General features: G+C 60.6%; 16 protein-coding genes and 1 pseudogene. 5 read left to right on the top strand and 12 right to left on the bottom strand.

The window, feature by feature from the left end; translation table 11 throughout:
- Positions 1-7: 7 nt before the first annotated feature.
- The gene (locus ACTAQJ_RS04900; RefSeq protein ID WP_442005527.1) at positions 8-1,360 is read right to left on the bottom strand and encodes an MFS transporter; all 1,353 of its coding nucleotides are present in this window, start codon (positions 1,358-1,360) and stop codon (positions 8-10) included.
- A gap of 185 nt (positions 1,361-1,545) precedes the next feature.
- Here ACTAQJ_RS04900 and ACTAQJ_RS04895 point away from each other — a divergent pair, with 185 nt between their 5' ends.
- Positions 1,546-2,172, top strand: a complete 627-nt coding sequence (locus ACTAQJ_RS04895; protein WP_442005526.1) for a TetR/AcrR family transcriptional regulator — start codon at positions 1,546-1,548, stop codon at positions 2,170-2,172.
- A gap of 117 nt (positions 2,173-2,289) precedes the next feature.
- Here ACTAQJ_RS04895 and ACTAQJ_RS04890 read toward each other — a convergent pair whose 3' ends face one another.
- Positions 2,290-3,030 (bottom strand): glucose 1-dehydrogenase, encoded by a 741-nt coding sequence (locus tag ACTAQJ_RS04890; RefSeq protein ID WP_442005525.1) that lies wholly within the window; start codon positions 3,028-3,030, stop codon positions 2,290-2,292.
- A 497-nt stretch (positions 3,031-3,527) separates the two neighbouring features.
- Between ACTAQJ_RS04890 and ACTAQJ_RS04885 the strand changes: the two genes are divergently transcribed.
- Together ACTAQJ_RS04885 and ACTAQJ_RS04880 are read left to right on the top strand one after the other, a co-directional pair.
- Positions 3,528-4,913, top strand: coding sequence for an HAD-IC family P-type ATPase (locus tag ACTAQJ_RS04885; RefSeq protein ID WP_498701123.1), 1,386 nt, complete (start codon positions 3,528-3,530; stop codon positions 4,911-4,913).
- A 413-nt stretch (positions 4,914-5,326) separates the two neighbouring features.
- Positions 5,327-6,199 (top strand): cation transporting ATPase C-terminal domain-containing protein, encoded by an 873-nt coding sequence (locus tag ACTAQJ_RS04880; RefSeq protein WP_498701122.1) that lies wholly within the window; start codon positions 5,327-5,329, stop codon positions 6,197-6,199.
- A 68-nt stretch (positions 6,200-6,267) separates the two neighbouring features.
- Here the strand turns inward: ACTAQJ_RS04880 and ACTAQJ_RS04875 are convergent.
- The 10 genes and pseudogenes from ACTAQJ_RS04875 to ACTAQJ_RS04830 all read right to left on the bottom strand — a co-directional run bounded on the left by ACTAQJ_RS04875 (position 6,268) and on the right by ACTAQJ_RS04830 (position 12,740).
- Positions 6,268-6,739 (bottom strand): annotated as a pseudogene (locus tag ACTAQJ_RS04875) (pyridoxamine 5'-phosphate oxidase family protein).
- Positions 6,714-7,247 carry a hypothetical protein gene (locus tag ACTAQJ_RS04870; RefSeq protein ID WP_442005522.1) on the bottom strand — a complete coding sequence of 178 codons (534 nt, stop codon included), beginning with the start codon at positions 7,245-7,247 and terminating at the stop codon, positions 6,714-6,716. The pseudogene ACTAQJ_RS04875 and the gene ACTAQJ_RS04870 overlap by 26 nt, the downstream one beginning before the upstream one ends.
- 167 nt (positions 7,248-7,414) lie before the next feature.
- Entirely contained in the window at positions 7,415-8,293 is an 879-nt protein-coding gene (locus tag ACTAQJ_RS04865) for a polysaccharide deacetylase family protein (RefSeq protein WP_498701119.1), read from the bottom strand.
- Positions 8,290-8,616, bottom strand: coding sequence for a DUF4389 domain-containing protein (locus tag ACTAQJ_RS04860; protein WP_498701117.1), 327 nt, complete (start codon positions 8,614-8,616; stop codon positions 8,290-8,292). The genes ACTAQJ_RS04865 and ACTAQJ_RS04860 overlap by 4 nt, the downstream gene beginning before the upstream one ends.
- A gap of 25 nt (positions 8,617-8,641) precedes the next feature.
- Positions 8,642-9,130, bottom strand: coding sequence for a DUF4389 domain-containing protein (locus tag ACTAQJ_RS04855; protein WP_498701115.1), 489 nt, complete (start codon positions 9,128-9,130; stop codon positions 8,642-8,644).
- Positions 9,131-9,745: 615 nt separating this feature from the next.
- Positions 9,746-10,510: an ABC transporter permease gene (locus ACTAQJ_RS04850; protein WP_442015670.1), complete on the bottom strand. Its 765-nt coding sequence runs from the start codon at positions 10,508-10,510 to the stop codon at positions 9,746-9,748.
- Positions 10,507-11,499, bottom strand: coding sequence for an ABC transporter ATP-binding protein (locus ACTAQJ_RS04845; protein ID WP_498701110.1), 993 nt, complete (start codon positions 11,497-11,499; stop codon positions 10,507-10,509). Before ACTAQJ_RS04845 ends, ACTAQJ_RS04850 begins: the two co-directional genes overlap by 4 nt.
- Before the next feature lies 1 nt (position 11,500).
- Complete coding sequence (locus ACTAQJ_RS04840) at positions 11,501-11,947, bottom strand: universal stress protein (RefSeq protein ID WP_442005552.1); 447 nt, start codon at positions 11,945-11,947, stop codon at positions 11,501-11,503.
- A complete protein-coding gene (locus tag ACTAQJ_RS04835) occupies positions 11,947-12,414 on the bottom strand; it encodes a flavodoxin family protein (RefSeq protein WP_442005517.1) in 468 nt (155 codons plus the stop codon). Before ACTAQJ_RS04835 ends, ACTAQJ_RS04840 begins: the two co-directional genes overlap by 1 nt.
- Positions 12,411-12,740, bottom strand: a complete 330-nt coding sequence (locus tag ACTAQJ_RS04830; RefSeq protein ID WP_442005516.1) for a DUF3040 domain-containing protein — start codon at positions 12,738-12,740, stop codon at positions 12,411-12,413. Before ACTAQJ_RS04830 ends, ACTAQJ_RS04835 begins: the two co-directional genes overlap by 4 nt.
- Positions 12,741-12,867: 127 nt before the next feature.
- On the opposite strand from ACTAQJ_RS04830, the gene ppsA reads away from it, so the two are divergent.
- Both ppsA and ACTAQJ_RS04820 read left to right on the top strand, forming a co-directional pair.
- Complete coding sequence (gene ppsA / locus ACTAQJ_RS04825) at positions 12,868-15,288, top strand: phosphoenolpyruvate synthase (protein ID WP_498702151.1); 2,421 nt, start codon at positions 12,868-12,870, stop codon at positions 15,286-15,288.
- The gene (locus tag ACTAQJ_RS04820; protein WP_498701104.1) at positions 15,285-16,004 is read left to right on the top strand and encodes an HAD family hydrolase; all 720 of its coding nucleotides are present in this window, start codon (positions 15,285-15,287) and stop codon (positions 16,002-16,004) included. The genes ppsA and ACTAQJ_RS04820 overlap by 4 nt, the downstream gene beginning before the upstream one ends.
- The last annotated feature ends 20 nt before the right edge of the window (positions 16,005-16,024 follow it).

Genomic DNA, 16,024 nt, shown 5'->3' with positions numbered 1-16,024 from the left:
GCGGGCGTTATCGAATGGACTTGACCTTGAGCGCGATCACGAGCCCACCGATCAGCGCCAGTACCGCGCCCGAGAGGTACAGGAAGGTGTAGTTCTTGTCCGATCCGGTGATGCCGATGGTGATGATCACGGAGGCGACCAGTGGGGCCACGGCGCTTGGGATCTTCTGGGCGAAGGCAACCACCGCCATGTACCGTGCCGTTTCGGTGCGGTTGGGCAGAATCGCGAAGACGATGGCCTGGTCTACCGTCGCGAATACGGCGATGGCAGTCTGCATGAGAATTGCGCCGATGATCAGCTGGGGGAGCGACCATGCGAAGGCTTCAGCCAAGGCTCCACCCACAAAGAGAACTGCGGCAATGACCACAAACAAGCGGCGTCGCTTGAGCTTGTCGGAAAGGAAGCCACCCAGCAGTGCACCGGCCGCAGCAGCCACCACGCCGAGCATTCCAATGGTCGCCACAACGCCGGCCACTTCCCTCACGGGGAGCCCGAGACGCTGGGCGTAGAAGAACGTGCCGAAAGTGGTGTTGAAATACAGGCCCATGAAGAAGACGAAACGGCCCAGCCAGTTCCATGCAAAGTCCGGATATTTACGGATACTGAATCCGTAGCTTGCGATCACCGAACGGAAGGTGACCCGGTTGTCCACGGTAATGTTCTGTGAACTTCCTTCCGGCTTGATGAGCGGGAAGAGTGCCAGGAGGATGGCGCCGATCACGCCCGGGACGACGAACACCAGGAAAGTGTTCGAAGAAACTGCGTAGGCAACACCAATGCCCAGGACGGGAGCAATCTGCGTCATGAGTCCCGTCAGTGCCGAGACGCGGCCGCGCTGGCCTTCCGGCAACTTGTCAGCCATCAGATTCTGGATTGCAGCACCGGAAATGGACCAACCGGACATTCCCAGGACCCACCCCGCACCCACCAGCAGGAGGTTCGGGGCGAGGCCCATGACCACCAACCCAGCCAGGCCGATGCCTGTACCCAGGAAGATGAAAGGAGCCCTGCGGCCGAAGCGGGACCGCGTGCGATCACTCCAGATGCCGATGATGGGGCTGACAACCAGGTAGATGCCCTGCGCTGTCCCTGTGATGAAGCCGAGCATCTGCTCCTGGCCGGGAGCAAGTTCGGTGATCCGAACGGCAATGCCATAGGAGAGGGGCACCATCATTGCGATTGATGCGCCGAAGCTGGCCAACATCAGCCACAGAATGTAGCCCTTGCTCACGGGAGTCTGGGGCTCTTCCGTGAGCTCTGGATGTTCGATGGGGCCGACTGGCAGATGACTGCCCGGCGATGGTTCGGCGGCTGCAATGCCGCCGGCGAGACGTGGAGCCCCGTGCTTATCAGTAGTCACCAATGACTCCTCTATAAAGGTAGTTGGTCGCCTGCGGCATCGCAGGTGATGACTGGACGACGGTGAGGTCGGTACCAGTAAAGGTAACCACGATGGTTACTATTCGTGAATAGTAGTCACAGTGGTTACAATTGACAAGACCCAACGCAAAAAAGAGATTTTCCGTTCGTGAGAGAAGGCTGTTCGTGACTACCACTTCTGAGCAGGAGACCGGGAAGAAAGTCAGCTCCGGTAGGCGTGGCCCGTACGCAACAACGCCGGCTCGTCGCGCGGAGATCGTGCGCGCGGCCTCGGCCAGCTTCGCTGAACACGGCTATGAGCGGGCAAGCCTCAGGGATATCGCCGCACGCGCCAACGTCACTCATGCGGCCCTGCTTCGTCACTTCGCCACCAAGGATGATCTTCTCCTCGCCGCCCTTGCGGAGCGGGATGCCGACGACGCCGAGCTGGCCAAGCGCATTGTGCAATCCAAGGTGCCCCGGGAGTTGGTGTTGAGCAGTGTTCTTAAAGAGGAATTTGCGCGGCCTGATCACATGCGAAATTGGCTGTCCATCACCATCGCAGCTACCAACCCCGAGCATCCCGCGCATGACTTCTTCATCGCTCGCCGTGAGCGAATGCGCGACTACTTCACCAGCAAGCGGCTCGCCACTGCGCAGGACAGTGAGGAACTAACTGCTGACGACAAAGTCACCATGGTGATGGCGATGATCGACGGACTCCGGATTCAATTCCTCCTGGACCCTCATCGGAAAACACTGCACTTGCTGGAGACGCTCATGCGGTTCATCGATACGCCGGAAGAAGCTTAGCTAGTCAGCGGCAGCTCACGCGTTGCTGCGCAGCTCGCGACTTACAGCCCGCAGGCCGGTTTCAAGTGCACGGAGCTCGTCTGCCGAAAGCCCGGCAAGGAGCCGGTGGCCCGGGAGTTATTGACCGCCGCTCACGGTTCCTGCGGTGTCTCCACCATCGATGACGAATTCGGCGCCGGTGACAAAGGATGCCTCGGTTGAGGACAGGAACAAGACGAGATCGGCCACTTCCCCGGGATGACCTATCCTGGCCAGTGCTGTGTGGCTCATGTCTATCGGCATCCCAGCCGTCATGGGTGTGGAAATAACGCCGGGGTGAACAGAATTGACCCGGATGCCATGGCGGCCCAAGTCCAACGCTGCGCTCTTCGTCAACCCCCGAACCCCAAATTTCGAGGCGCTGTATCCGGGAATCCCTTCGTAGCCTCGCAGCCCCGCTATTGATGAAATATTCACGATCGACCCGCCCCGTGCCTCTTTCAGGGCCGGGATTGCCGCTTTGATCCCGTTAAACGTCCCGGTTAGGTTCACCGCCAGCACCGCGTTCCACTGCTCCAGCGTGTAGTCCTCGATCGGGGCGAAGTTCACGATACCGGCGTTGTTCACCACAATGTTCAGGCCACCGAATTCCTCAACAGCAGCCTGCACCGCATTTTGCCAGTCCTGGGGGCTGGTCACGTCCAGGTGAACATACCGCACCCCGGACCCGAGATGAGCGGCGAACTCCGTTCCTTCATCGTCCAGAACATCCCCGATGATGACCTTCGCTCCTTCACCGTGCAGCCGCGTTGCGATTGCAGCCCCGATCCCCCTGGCGCCACCGCTGACAAGGGCTACTTTGTCGATGACTCGTTCCATCTGATGCTCCTTCGGTCTATGGCACTGAACACAGCACTACGCGACGTCACGGCGGTCTCGGGCGGAGTGAGCATTCCGGGTCGGGCGGGGCCCGGTCACGGAACCATGGCCCGAAGAGAGACATGTTTCTTCGATGTGGACGTCCCAGTCCAAGAATGACCCGGAGCAGCAACCGGCAATAGGGCTAAAGGTCACCGATCGGTGGCTCAATTCCAGACCCCAAGCGGCATTTGTTGCCTCATTTGAATATCTCCGGTTGGGTCGGCGGTAAAGGGTGGCGCGACGGAACCCGTTGGGAAAATTGGACTTGGAGAGGGAGCTTACAGAGGTTCGATCGGGGCTGGGGACTAAGCCGGCGGCCTGCTGTTCCCAGGATCCCGACCAAGTGGCAGACTCCAGCTATGACGGCAGTCGCGACCGGGCCTGTGCTGGATTTTCTTCCAGGAGGGCTGGGTCTTTGTCTCTAATACGACCGCTACCAAGGGAACGGACCTGGCATGACCTCTGTTGATGGTCGGGAGAGGAGCTTCCTTCAGCTTCCCATTATGGGCGCGGCCAGATTGGACGCTGATCAAGTCCTGAACCAGCTTGATTCGGGCACGTCAGGATTATCGGATCAGGAATCCGCGTCCCGCCTGGCCATAGTGGGGGCTAACGCTGTCCTGTCACATAAGGCCAACGGTTGGGCCGTGCTTGGGCGTCAGCTCGCCAGCCCAATCCTGATCTTGCTGCTCGTCACAGCATCTGTATCGATGTTCTTGGGGGACGTGACCAACTCGATAGTGATTGGTGCAATCCTGCTGGCCAGCGTTGGTCTGGGCTTCAGTAGTGAATTCCGGGCCGAACGCGCCTCGGAAGCCCTGCACTCACAGATCACGCATCAGGCTTTGGTGCTTCGGGATGGCAGGACCCTTCCAGTGGACGTGACGGACATCGTCCCTGGCGATATCGTGCAGCTGGGACTGGGAACAATCATTCCTGCGGACCTTCGGCTGCTGGAAACGAACAATCTGCTGTGCGATGAGAGCATTCTCACGGGGGAGTCCCTACCGGCGTTGAAAGACCCTTCTCCCGCACCGGATAACGCAGCCCTGGGAGATCTGATGTCGTGCGCCTTCATGGGCACCGTCGTACACTCCGGCAGTGGAACCGGCGTGGTGGTGGCCACCGGGAGCGGCACCGAATTTGGCCGGATCGCCTCCGGACTGGGAGAACGTCAACCGCAGACGGACTTCCAGATCGGGCTTCGACGTTTCTCATTCCTCCTGCTGCAGGTCGCCATCGGCCTGACCACCTTGATTTTCGTAGCCAACCTGCTGCTCCAACGACCGATCATCGAATCACTGCTGTTCTCACTGGCCATCGCCGTCGGTATCACTCCCCAACTTCTCCCGGCTGTTGTCAGCACCAGTTTGGCCACCGGCACACGGCTGCTGGCCAAACGGAAGGTACTCGTCAAACGGCTCGTCTGCATCGAAGACCTGGGCGACATGGACATCCTGGTCACCGACAAGACCGGCACGCTGACAGAAGGAAGGATCAGTTTCACCGACGCCCTTCCAGCAACCTCGCCGATTGCAAAGGATTATCTGCTCACACTGGGGCTGCTGTCCACGGAGTCGGATTACACCACGGCCAAGTATTCAACTGCCGGACAGAACCCACTGGACGCCGCCCTTTGGTCCAGCCCTCAAGCGGCCAAGCTCGACCCTGAACGTTTCAACCGCCTGGACCTGATCAGCTTTGACCACGAACGCCGGCGATACCACCGTGCTGGTCCACGAAAACGCAGGCCGGAGGCTGCTGATCACCAAGGGCGCCCCCGAAGAAGTCCTCACCCTTTGCGGGCCGCCAACACCCGCGGTGCTGGCGACGCTGAATGAACAATTCCAGGAAGGAGCCCGGGTCGTGGCGGTCGCCTACCGTGAGGTCCCCGGACTGGTCGAAGTTACTGAAGCAGACGAACACGACCTCACCTTGGCGGGCTTTCTGATCTTCCTGGACCAGCCCAAAGCCAACGTAAAAACGTCACTGGACCAGCTGGAAGCATTGCAGATCACGGTAAAGATTGCCACTGGCGACAATGCCAAGGTAGCCGAGAAAGTCTGCGCCGACGTCGGCGTGCTCTCCGGGGGCACCCTTACAGGGGCCGACATCGATGGGATGTCGGATACGGAACTCGTCCCCGCAGCCCGCACCGCCTCAATTTTTGCCCGCGTTTCGCCGGAACATAAAGCTCGAATCATCACTGCCCTGCGTCAGAGCGGCGGGCTCCGTGGGGTTCCTGGGAGATGGGGTGAACGACACCCTGGCCCTGCACAAGGCCGACATAGGCATCTCGGTGGATACGGCCACCGACGTCGCCAAGGATGCCGCCGACGTCATCCTGCTCGACAAAGACCTCGGCGTCCTCGCCGATGGCGTCAGGGAGGGCCGCCGGATCTTCGCGAACACCATCAAATACGTCCTGATGGGAACATCAAGTAACTTCGGGAACATGTTCAGCGCCGCGACTGCCTCGGTGGTGTTGAGCTTCCTGCCCATGCTCCCAGGCCAGATCCTGCTCAATAACCTGCTCTATGACGCCGGTCAACTGGCCATTCCCAGCGACAGAGTCGACAACGAACAACTCCGCGCCCCTGCCCACTGGGATATCGCCTTCATCCGACGATTCATGTTCCTCTTCGGTCCCATCAGCTCAATCTTTGACTTCGCCACCTTCGCCCTCATGCTGACAGTGTTCCATGCTGTGCCTGGGGAGTTCCGCGCCGGGTGGTTCATCGAATCAATCGCCACCCAAACCCTGATCATCTTCGTCATCCGGACCCGCAAGGTGCCCTTCCTTCGCAGCAGGCCTTCGGCCGGGCTGGTCGTGGCGTCCTTGACCGTAGTCGCCGTGGGAGTGGCCTTGCCCCTGACAGCGACGGGGCCTTGGCTCGGTTTCGACCCATTACCGTCACCGTTTTTCCTGGCCCTTCTGGGCATGGTGATCGTATATCTGACCATGGTGGAGTTCGCCAAAAAATGGTTCTTCTCCCGGGCCAAGCAACAATCCCCTGCCGCCGCGTTACCCATTCCTCGGCGTCGGGCAACCCATCACATCAGCAGGCGGGCCTCCCGGTTCAGCATCGCCGCAAAACTATCCGGGCCAACGGAGGACATCCCCTGACGTCTGATCACCCCGTCGCTACAGGGCTTCTCGCCACCAGAATCCCCACATCACCCCGCGCCGGATTCCTATTCCAAGCCTGCCCGAGTTGCGTCGTCGAGCGGGGTTTGAAGCGACATTGGAGCGGGAGAGATCAAAGCGCCTGCCGGAGACGGATTGGGGGACTAGCCGGTAGAGGAGGTCCTGGCCCACGCCTTGCCACGGGAAGAGGGCACGTCTGACTTCATCCAAAGCTGGACCGCCCGTACCGGCCTCGCCGGCTGCACCCTTTACTACGACGCTCCAGGCTATGCCGAACTCGGCGCTCACTGAGTCGGCTTCAAGGGCCACGACGGCGTCGTCTTCCATCGCCTGTTGCTTGGTCCCCATTCCGGTTCGAAAGACGATTGTCCGATTGTCCACGGCGAAATTCACCGGAAAGATGTCCGGGTGGCCATCCACGATCACGGAGAGACGCCCAACATTCGTTTCGCCCAGAAGCCTCCAGCAATCGTCGGCTTCGAGTACTTCTGCCTCAGGCACTATGTTCTTGTCGGTCATGCGGCGATCCTACGGCTGCCCGCTTGTGACTAACAGGGCCCAAAGTCCCGCCACGGGATGCGTTTGTTCCGATCGGCCGCGCCGAGCCTTGCCAATCAGTTGTGGGAATGACGCCAAGCAGAAGCATCAGCAGCCCCAACTCCGCGAGGCCGGCACCGAAGTAGACAGCTTGCAACGCGCTGAACGGGATCAGGGACATCTGCACGAAGATCCATACCAGGATGCCATAGGCAGCTGCTGCGGCTGCCATACCGGCCAAAGGATTGCGCCTGAGGAGCAAAACGAAAGCAGCCGTGTGGAGGCCTCCTACAACGAATGCAAGCAAGATTCCAGGCACCAGGTATGTGCTGAAGGGAGACCCCTCCAGGTATTCAGCCGGCAGCTGTATCTCAGGCGGTAGCCCGAGGCGTTCCGGCCCGAGCCAGGATCCAAGCGCCAGGGCAAGGCCACCGGCAATGGAAGTCACGGCTACGAAGCCCAGAACGATCAGAAGCAGCACAAAGGTCATGTCTTCCTCCTAAATGATGGTGCGGAATTCCTGGATGAGTCCGATCACGACACCCAGAATGGCTCCGGTACCGGGGCGCATCCATGGACTAGCCGGCCAACAGCGCATCGAGAGTGGCGAAACCGAATCCGGCGGACCTTGTCCCCTCAATGATGAGCGGCAAAGCGTCAGCATCCAGGGTGCTGCCGTCGTGCAGGATTCGACCCGATATGCATGAGGATTATGCCTCCGGGCTGCAGGCCCCCCAATACCCGTTGGGCGACGGATTCACGGGACATGCCCCCGCTGGTTCCCTTCCATCCGAGAGTGTCCACGCTCCAGCGCACAGGCACATAGCCGAGGCTGTTGACTGTATTGATGGTCCGGGAGTCGTGGTCTCCGAAAGGGAACCGAAAGAACGGCCGGGGGGCACCGCCGGCCGCAACGATGGCCGACTCGGCCCGTCCGATTTCGTCGGCAATCATCAAATCCGTGAGCTGGGTGAAAGCGGGGTGGGTCATTGAATGGTTGCCCAGCCGATGCCCGGCTGCCGCAATCCGGGCCACGCCGTCCGGGTTGGCCGCTGCCCAAGTGCCCGTCAGGAAGAACGTTGCGCTGATTTGCTCCCGGTCGAGCGTGGACAGGATGCTTTGAAGCCCGGCTGCGTTGGCGCCGCCATCGAATGTCAAGGCAATCTTGTTTCCCGCGCCCGGGATCGACGTTAGGTCCTGGCCCAGAAGCGACTCCGGGAAGGGGCGCACAGGTGGCGTGGCAGGTGCGGTATCGGAAGTGCCCGGCACGGATTCAGGGGGAGGAACCAAGGGTGGCTCCGAGGACGGTGGCGCCTCGTGGGAGCTTGCGGCGGAACCCGGTGAGGTGGTCGCGACCGGAGACTCCGACGATGCCCCCTGCGCCGGAGCTTCCGGCGCAGCACCGGGCCGCATGCTGAGCATCAGCGCGAGACCTGCCGCCACCACCAATACGGCGGCCAAGACCACGACGGCGACCATCCGCCGTCGGGCTTTGCCTTGGGACGGCAGGTCCGCCGGGGGACCGTTCCCGGTCACAGGTGGCCGTCCCGTCGGTTTCGACCCGGTGGTTCGACGAAGTCAGGCTCATCCGGGCCTTGGTCCAGCCGGAAGGGCGGGTACTCATCGCGCATGAGGGCTCCATAGGCCAGGACACGATAGACCCATCGGTTGAGACCCATGATGAACGCAAAGAGTGGCTGGGGATACCTACCCGTGAACAGAAGAATTACCAGTGCAATAAGCACGAGAAGGGCAAGCAGCGACAATCCTCCGCCGCGGTCGCCCACCACACCGGCGGGTCCATCATTCGTGCGCCATGCCCACGTCGCTGTGCCAGTGATGGCCCCGACAATGAGCAAATGCGGTATAAGCAGGAACCAGGATTTAATCGAGCACCAATCCGCGGGAAAGGCGCGGCGGATAGTCGATGTCCAGGTCGGCAGGATAGTTGGTGCGTCCAAGCGTGAAGGGCGGGTACTGATCCGTGCCCCCGGCGGCGTAGACGTAGAAGGCCACGCGCCAGTTCCATCGCAGGACGCCCACGTTGAAGTGGAAGAGTGACTGCGGGTAATAGCCCGTGAAGAGAATGGCAAACCAGGCGACAACCGTGGTCACCGCGAAAGCAAACCAAAGGAAGAACAACACGAAGAAATGCGGAATCGCAAGGAACCATTTGACCAGCCACATCCAACGTGTCAGGGCAGGATCAAGATGGCCCCCCAAGCGAACCGGATGGCCCATGATGCCCGCCGGTTCCTGCCGTTGTTCGCCAACGAGGGGCGCCTGAAGGACTGCCGGAGCAGTTGCGCCGCCGTGCCTGCCGAGTCCGATTGCGCCGGCCACCAACAGCGGGACTCCGAGGACGAGAGCCAAGGTGCCGGAGAGAAGCAGGCCAAGTGGCAGCAGGCTTAATAAGCTCTGATCGAAAGCCCGCCTGGAGGTCGGCCGAAACGCCATCACGTGCGTCGGCATTCATGACAACCACGGTCCAGTTGCCCGCGGATATGTTCCAGGTGAGTTCCTGTTGTCCTGGACCGGAAGCGGAGGCCACCCATAAGGGTTGGCCAGCGGGTAGGGCAGGTGTTGAGGACCCGGGGATGTCCCGATAGACCGGGCGGAAGGGCTGGAACTTCACTTCCTGCAGTTCTGTGTGGTGGACTCCCTTCAGATACGCATCAACATCACCCTGGGGCGCAATGCCGATGAAGACGCTCCCATCAGGATCCGCAGACGTAGCCCGGAGCCTCAGGGTGCCAACGTCGAACGGGAGTCTCTCGGCAGTGCCCTCGCCGATGGCATCCAGTCGAGGCGAGACCAATGCATAGGATGCAACGGTGTAGCGCTCCGTACGGGATGTGAAGTAACCTTCATCGCCCTGGCCTGAGGCCAGCAACGCTGCCGCTGCCCCTCCGGCTGTAAGCGCGAATCCAAAGATTGACAGTGTGATCCCTACGACGAGCATCACGATTGAGGCTGGCTTCGTCATGGCTACAGTTCTTTCCGTTTGAAGAGGAACGCGGCCAACGCGACAGCGGCTATTGCGGCAACAAGCCCGGTGATCGCTGGCCATGCCGGCGACATGTGTGCTTGATTCGCCGCCATCGCGGCAGCAATGGCGGGAACGCCAGCCGGAGAATAGCTCGCCAACGGATCCCACGCTCCGCCCGCCGCCAACAGGGCGTACAGGCCAAGTCCGGCCCCGGCAGCCCCTGCAGTGGCCGGAATCAGAACTGAGAAGAGTTCCATGAAGGCGAGGACAAGGAGTGCGAAAAGGAGCAGCAGGAGCGCCGGAGCCCAGAGCTGGCCAGCGGGTGCGGCGCCAAAGACCAGCTGCGTCATGAACCATGTTGCCAGGGTGCCCACCACAAACGCGATGCTGACAAAGAGCCCGTGGACGGTTGCTTTGGCCATGATGAACGTGCTTCGACGCACGGGCTTGGTGAGTACGAAAGCTGCAGTGCCCTCGCGGACCTCGGTGGAGACCATTCCGCCGTACATAATGATGATCGCGAACAGGATGATCTGGGAGAGGTTCTTGATCCATTGCCCGTACGCGTCGGCAAAAGTTGCCGGCGGCAGCGTGACCGACCCCTTGGTCCCGGCGGTAAGGGATCCCAGGAGTTCAGGAGTGATCCGTGCCAGCGGCGGGCCGATGACAGCAAAGAAGATCACCATGGCCGGAAGCACCCAGATGCGCCAGGTGTGGATTATTTCCTGGGCTTCCTTCCAAGCGAGGACTGGAAAGGTCTTCACGGCTCCGGTTCTCCAATGAGTTCGAGGAAGACGTCTTCCAAGCTGATCTCGGCGCTTTCCAAGCGAACCAATCCCGTGCCTTGTTCGCTGACCATGGTGGGGATCTCGTGTTGGGCAGCAGCCACATCCGACACCCGCGTCAGGATCTCCCCCCGCTGGCCAGGATGTACCGATATGGTCCAGGCCCTGCCCGCAATGGCATGGGCGAGCCTCTCGGCTCCCGTGCTGACCTCCACTGCGATGGTTTGTTGTCCATGGCTGGCCCGGAGCTCATCCATCGAGGATTGTGAGAGGATTCTTCCCTTATTGAGGATGGCCACTGAGTCACAAACGCGCTCTACATCGCTGAGGATATGCGTTGAGAAAAACACGGTGGTCCCACCTCGCAGTCCTCCGATGAAATCCAGGAGGTCCCTTCGGCCCCCGGGATCCAGTGCACTGGTGGGTTCGTCCAGCAAGAGCAGTTTGGGTGAATTGATGAGGGCCTGTGCCACACCCAGGCGTTGACGCATTCCCCGGGAGTACTTCCCGATTGCCTGGTTGTTTCCAGCCAACCCCATGAAGCCCAACAACTCCTGGACCCGTTCGTCCAGGATTCCGCCCTTAAGCCCACACAACCTGCCTGCAAGTTGAAGAGTTTGGGAAGCCGTCATCCAGTCGTAGAACGCCGGAACGTCAGGGAGGTAACCAACCTCGCGACGGACCTCGGGGGCTTCCGCACCAACATCCATGCCCAGTATCTGCAAGCCACCGGATGAAGCACGGGAGAGGCCGGTCATGATGCGGAGCAGGGTGGTCTTTCCTGCACCGTTGGGTCCCAGGAAACCGAAGATCGACCCTGCGGGCACGCTCAAGTTGACGGCGTCGAGCGCTTTTTTGCGCCCGAATGTTTTGCTCAGGCCTGTGCACTCGATCACTGCACCTGGGCTGGCTGTAGCCGGAACCGTTGGCTCATGGGCTGGAAGCCGCATCTTCTGGTCCGGTTGCATCTCAGGGAGCGGTTTCGGGGGAATGGACGACGACGACGGGGCAGTGGGCGTGCGCCACGACTGCGGAACTCACAGAACCCAGAAGGAGGCCACCAAAGCCACCATGTCCACGGCGGCCGACGACGACGAGTGCTGCATGCTTGCTGCCCTCCACCAAGGCAGCCCGTGCCGAGCCTTGGACAAGTCGGGTGCTGAGGTTCTTTGGCAGGTGGGCCCCGAATGCCTCCTCAAGGGCATCCTTTACGTGCTGCTCTGCATCATGGGCGAAGCCATCGATGCCCATCGCCAGGTATCCCTCGTATCCGAGCGGCAGCTCCCAACAGCCCCATGCCTCCAACGGCGCGTTGAGGGCCATCGCAAGATGTTGGCCCTGGCGCAACGCCTCCACTGACGCCTTGGACCCATCGACGCCAACGATGATCTTGCTGGGGTCCAAGCGACCGGCCATCATGCACTCCTCTTGGTTGCACGGGTATTCATCAGCGTTAGCAGCTCCCCGCCCCAATTCCTTGCCCGCTCAGGCTCGCCGGCCAGAAGGGGACCTTCCGTGCCCTTGACATAGAAAGGCATGGGTTGGCTGACGAGTGTTGCACCCGCGTTTCTGAGTTGCCGGGAGATCTTTTTCGCTGCATCGCCATGAATGAACAGCTTGACTCTGGTGTCAAAGGCAGCTGCCAGGACTCCCGAAAGTCCCTGCATGCCAACAGCTGCCAGACCTTCCATGATCTTCGGCGTTGGCCGCCAGCCGTTGATGGGGCTTCCCACCACCAACAGGTCGCCAGCCGAGACATCCCCACGCCGGAACTGCGCGATCGGCACTGTCCTGGCCTTGGCCGTTCCCAAGCCGGAGGCGACAGCCTCCGCGATTTCCTTTGTGTTTCCGAAAGCGGAGTCGTAAACAATAACTGCCTTCACGGTGTTTCCTTGTCGTTTTCGTGGTGGAGCCTGGCGGCCTGGGTCTTCCGCCGGGCGGGATGGGCATCCATGAAGAGAGTTGCCCAGTAGGTGCCGCCGCCCATCACCATGAAGCCCGTTATGCCGAGCACTGGTTCCCCCACCGCGACCCCGGCCAGCAGCAAACCGAGTCCCGCAAGGCCAACAAGGGCTCCGCGGAAGGCATGCTTCCACCGGATTCGTCCAAGATTTTCCAAGCTCATGAGGGCGGCCAGCTTCGGATCCTCTTCTTCGAGGCCCCGAGCGATCTTGTCCAGTTCCAGCTTCTCAAAGTTGGAGAGTTCCATGGTTTTGCCTCCTGCTCTCCTGTCCAGCATGGGCCGCCTGCACGTGGCGAAACAGGGCCAAAAGTCACAGCGGGGCAGGGGACCAAAGACCCTCCTCATGCAGTGGCTGGGCGTGCAGAATCAAGGCATGTATTCAGCACGTGAAGCTTCGTTGAACAGCGCCCACGTCTTGTGGTTTGAAGATTCAGGTATCCAGGACATCCCCTCCGTGGGCGGCAAGAATGCCTCTCTCGGTGAGCTGACGAGGTCCCTGCGGTCCGCGGGCGTGAAGGTACCTGACGGATTTGCCACAACGGCTGACGCATATCGGCAATTCCTTTCCGCGAACGCCCTGGAATCGGTGATCAGCCTCTCCTTGGATGATTACCATTCCGGACGCTCATCGTTGCGACAAGCTGGAAGCGCCATCAGGGAATCATTCCTGTCCGCGGAATTCCCGGCGGACTTCGCCCGCAGCGTGCAGGAGAGCTACAGCATGCTGTGTCAACGCGCTGGCCAGGATCAGCTCGCGGTGGCCGTACGGAGCAGCGCAACGGCAGAGGATCTACCGGATGCGAGCTTTGCAGGCCAGCAGGAAACCTACCTCAACATTTCAGGAGAGCGAGGAGTCCTTCAAGCCTGCAGGCAGTGCTACGCCTCCCTGTTCACGGATCGAGCCATCAGCTATCGGGAGATCAAAGGTTTTGGGCACCTCGATGTGGCGCTGTCCGTTGGTGTGCAGCGCATGGTCCGCTCCGATGTCGGGGCCTCAGGGGTCATGTTTTCCATTGATACAGAGTCCGGTTTTCCACGGAGCGTCCTTATCAGTGCGGCCTGGGGGCTGGGCGAGACGGTCGTTCAAGGAACCATCAACCCTGATAAGTACCAAGTGTTCAAGCCCCTGCTGGGCGATCCGACGCTTGTCCCGGTCATCCAGCGGGAGGTCGGAGCCAAGGAATGGAAGATGGTTTACAGCCAAGGTGGCACTGCCCGGACGCAGATGATGGACACGAGCGATCAGGAACGGCGGTCGCTGGTCCTGACGGATCCGGAGGTACTGAAGTTGGCTCGATGGGCTGTAGCGGTGGAAGAGCACTACGGGCGTCCCATGGATATGGAATGGGCAAAGGACGGGGTCACCGGCGAGCTGTTCATGGTTCAGGCACGCCCGGAAACCGTCCAGGCACAACTGTCTGCATCAACATTCCGAATGCACCACCTGCGGCACCCAGGCAGGATACTGGCAACCGGTGCGGCGGTAGGGGAGTCGATCACCCAAGGCCCTGTGTGCGTCATCCGGGATGCGGGGGACATTGAATCGTTTGTGGAAGGCTCGATTCTGGTCACACAGATGACCGACCCCGATTGGGTTCCTGTCATGAAACGGGCGGCCGGCATTGTTACGGATCACGGTGGCCCCACCAGCCACGCTGCCATCGTCAGCAGGGAGCTCGGTGTCCCCGCAGTCGTTGGAACCGGGAACGCAACGGGACTCCTCAAGCCTGGCGCGCAAGTCACGGTGTCATGCGCTGAAGGTGAGCAAGGCCGGGTATATGAGGGAAAGCTGGAGTTCGACGTCGAAGAAGTGGATGTGGGAACTCTTCCGTCCACCCGGACCGATGTCATGATCAACGTCGCCAGCCCCTCCGCCGCGTTTCGATGGTGGCGGCTGCCGGCAGCTGGCGTGGGCTTGGCCAGAATGGAATTCATCATCAATAACTTGATCCGGGTTCACCCGATGGCCCTGGTTCACCCTGAACGGGTCACCGATGCCGCCGAGGCGAGGTCCATACGTGAGCTGACGGTCAATTATGAGAGTCCTGAGGAATATTTCGTCTCTGTTCTGGCTACGGGAATTGCGAAAATTGCAGCGCCGTTCCATCCCAAGCCTGTGGTAGTTCGGCTTAGTGATTTCAAGAGCAACGAGTACGCCCATCTCATGGGAGGAAAATTCTTCGAGCATCCCGAAGAAAACCCAATGCTGGGCTTCCGTGGTGCAGCCAGGTACTACAGCAAAGAGTACAAGGAGGGTTTCGAACTGGAACTCCGGGCCCTGAAGCGCGTCCGGGAAGTTATTGGCTTTACAAATGTCATCGTTATGGTTCCGTTCTGCCGCACGGTCCATGAAAGGGAAACGGTTTTGGCTGTCATGGCGGCCCACGGACTGGTGCGCGGCAATAACGGGCTGAAGATTTACATGATGTGCGAGGTGCCGTCGAACGTAGTCCTGGCAGAGCAGTTTGCGCGGAGGTTTGACGGCTTCTCCATCGGATCAAACGACCTCACTCAACTGGTTCTGGGCGTGGACCGTGATTCGGAACAGTTGGCCGGCCTCTTTGATGAACGGGATCCTGCCGTGACGACGATGATTTCACAAGTCATCAAGGAGGCCCATGCTGCAGGAATCAAGATCGGATTGTGTGGTCAAGGGCCCAGCAACCACCCCGACTTCGCCGGATTCCTGGTCCGTGAAGGTATTGATTCAATCTCATTGAACCCGGACACTTTCCTCCGCACTTTGCCAATGATATTGTCCGCCGAACAGCGGCCGGCCCAGGCCGGGAGATGAAGGGATCACCCACCGCTGCTGCGGCCAAACCCCCTTATGACGGCGTCATTTTTGATCTGGACGGGGTAGTGACCATTACTGCCACGGTCCATCAAAGGGCTTGGAAAGATGCCTACGATGCGATCATCCATGATGCCCGTTTTCCGGCAGATGCCGATCACCGGGCCTTCACACCGAACGACTACTTCACGTTGTTGGACGGCAAGCCCCGGGAACAAGGTTTGACGGATCTGTTGGCGTCCCGGGGTGTTCGCATCCCGCCGGGACTACCAAGCGACCCCACAGGTGAGTGGACCGCATTCGGGTTGGGTGCGCTGAAGAACAAGGCCTATCAGGCGCGGCTGAGGGACGACGGTGTGCAAACCTATCCCGGAACAGTACAGTTCCTGGCGAATTTGAAGGCAGCAGGAGTTCCAGTGGCGCTCGTGACCTCGAGCCGCAATGCAACTCCAATACTCGCAGCGGCAGGCATGGCAGATACCTTTGCCGTCGTCCTGGACGGCACGACAGCCACGACCCTCGGTCTACCCGGGAAGCCATCGCCAGATGTGTTCCTTGAGGCAGCGCGCCGATTGAAGGTCCTGCCAAAGCGTGCGGTGGTCATCAAGACTCAGTCGCGGGGGTGCAGTCGGCTCATCGGGGCGGGTTTGGGCTGGTGGTGGGGATCGACCGTCGGGGGACCCGGAACGAACTCGAAGCCGCCGGCGCGAACGTAGTGCTCAACGACGTCAGCGAA

The organism is Arthrobacter sp. alpha11c, assembly GCF_054149985.1.
The sequence above is the reverse complement of the archived record's forward strand: the minus strand, read 5'-3'. Positions and strand labels throughout refer to the sequence as shown.